Annotated in this window: 3 protein-coding genes and 1 pseudogene; 1 reads left to right on the top strand and 3 read right to left on the bottom strand. The window is 60.6% G+C overall.

What is annotated here, in order from left to right; all coding sequences use genetic code 11:
- Positions 1-578, bottom strand: a 578-nt coding sequence (locus tag APH41_RS13270) for a PilW family protein (protein ID WP_054919403.1), incomplete at its 3' end; no start/stop codon positions are given.
- Complete coding sequence (gene pilV / locus APH41_RS13275; RefSeq protein WP_034128056.1) at positions 575-1,057, bottom strand: type IV pilus modification protein PilV; 483 nt, start codon at positions 1,055-1,057, stop codon at positions 575-577. The genes pilV and APH41_RS13270, both read right to left, overlap by 4 nt.
- A gap of 197 nt (positions 1,058-1,254) precedes the next feature.
- On the opposite strand from pilV, the gene APH41_RS13280 reads away from it, so the two are divergent.
- Positions 1,255-1,836, top strand: a complete 582-nt coding sequence (locus APH41_RS13280) for a GspH/FimT family pseudopilin (protein WP_054896883.1) — start codon at positions 1,255-1,257, stop codon at positions 1,834-1,836.
- On the opposite strand, the pseudogene ispH reads toward APH41_RS13280, so the two are convergent.
- A pseudogene (gene ispH, locus APH41_RS13285) lies at positions 1,790-2,170 on the bottom strand (4-hydroxy-3-methylbut-2-enyl diphosphate reductase); the annotation flags it as partial. The gene APH41_RS13280 and the pseudogene ispH overlap by 47 nt on opposite strands.

A 2,170-nucleotide genomic window follows, 5' to 3' on the forward strand; every position in this document is an offset into this window, starting at 1 on the left:
TAGCGCCCCACAACTGTCGATACCGAGGTGGCCGCCATGCCGAAGCTGACGTCGAATGCCCGCACGTTATCCATCAATACTGCCTTGGCCGGTGCTGCCGGGGTACTGATCTTCAACTGACCCGATTCGTAGGTGTAGGTAAGTTGGCGTATGCCAAAGCGAAGTTGGCCGGGTTCGGCTCCGGGTGGTGTGCCTGCATAAGCCCTGGCCGCCTCCTTGCAGTCGGACAACACTGTCCAGTCAGTCTTGCCGACGCCATCGCCGACATTCGCGGTCACCAGCGTCAGTGACTTCGCACTCCCCGCAGCTTCCCAGCTTATCGGCCGATCAAAGGCAGCCGGAGCATTGTCGATAGCGGCCACGGCCAAACACCCCAGCATGCCTGCCTGGCGAATATCCTGGGTGATCTTGCTCAGCACAAACCGCGCATCATCCTGCAGCAGCATGGCGGCCTGCTGGCTGGCATGGGTCAACCGCGAACTGATCAGTATCTGGCTCGCCCCCAGTATCAAGATCAACCCGATGGCAAGCGCCAGCAACACTTCCACCAGACTGAAACCTCGCCCAAGACGCTTCATTGCGACACTCCCTGTTCATTACTGATTCGACTGGTCAGGGTGAAGGTTTCCCGCGCCCCTGGGCGGTTTGCTGCTCGGGCATCCGCCCAACTGATGCTGATGGTGACCTCTTGCCCGTTCACCACCACTGAACCTTTGGCATCCTCGCCGGCAAAACCCGTGATATTGGCCTCGAAATCGTGCAGGTCGAGGTCACGCACGCTGGCGGTGGCAGTGTTGGGCGGCGCCAGCTCCGCCCTGCCCCATGTGTAATCGGCGCCAGCATTGGTGCGAATGCGGTCGAGCATGTCATAGGCAATAAAACTGGCTTGGCTGGTCATCCTGGCGCTGTTGGTGTACTTGAGCGCGTTGAGTTGCAGCACCGCAGCGCCCATCAGGCCGATCGCCAAAATCAACAGCGCTACCAGCACCTCGACCAGCGTCATGCCGGATTGGCGCGAGTGCGCAACGCGCAGGAATCGGTTCTGGCAGGCTGGCATTTCCGTCGTCATCCATGTCGAAGGCCGGTGAAAAAAAGCAGGCAAGACCTGCTGTGCGACCCAAGACTAGCGTCGGTTTTCGAGCGGCGCTGCTCCCGGAACAAAGGGAAATACTTTGGACATAAAGGCCATCATCCAGCGCCAACGACCAAGCGCTATACCTAGAAAACCTACTCGTGCCCAAGGAGGGAACGCACATGAAACAACAAGGTTTCACCCTGATTGAGATGTTGCTGGGGCTGATCGTCACCAGTTTTCTCGCGCAACTGGCCGTACCCGGTTTCAAGGGTTTGCTTGAATCGCAGCAACGACAAAGCGCGGCCCAAGCACTTGCCTCCGGGCTGCGCTACGCACGCACCGAGGCCATCGCGCGTAACCGGGCGGTGGTCATTCATGCAAAGGACGAGGACTGGAGCCTGGGATGGCGCGTGATACTGGATGTGAGTGGGCGCGGCCACCTGGATGACGACAATCCGGTATTGCTGGAGCGCGAGAGCAATGGGCGCGTGCCGGTCGCCGGTAATGGCCCGGTTACGAGCCAGGTGCGCTTCAGCGGCCTGGGGGAGCCAGTGTTCGCCGGCGGGGGATTTCGTGCCGGCACCGTGCATGTGTGTGGCAAGGACCAGGCACAAAGCCTGTATCAGATCGTGCTGGCCCCCAGCGGGCGCGTCAGCCTGCGCAATGACAAGACCGAACAGGCATTATGCCGAGGCTATTCCAGCACCCTGGCCGTCAGAGCAACGAGCGGACCCGCAGTTCCTTGGGCATCGAGAACGTGATGTTTTCTTCACGACCCGCCAGCTCATCGGCGCCGGTAGCACCCCAGGCTTGCAACTGTTGGATCACACCGCGCACCAGCACTTCCGGAGCGGAGGCACCCGCCGTGATGCCGATACGCTCAACGCCATCGAACCAGCTGCGCTGCATGTCTTCGGCACCGTCGATCAAGTACGCCGGCGTGGCCATGCGTTCGGCCAGCTCACGCAAGCGGTTGGAGTTGGAACTGTTAGGGCTGCCGACCACCAGCACAACATCACACTCATTCGCCAGTTGCTTGACCGCATCCTGACGGTTTTGCGTGGCGTAGCAGATGTCATCCTTGCGTGGGCCGCC

Source organism: Pseudomonas sp. NBRC 111138 (assembly GCF_001320835.1).
GTDB lineage: Bacteria > Pseudomonadota > Gammaproteobacteria > Pseudomonadales > Pseudomonadaceae > Aquipseudomonas > Aquipseudomonas paracarnis.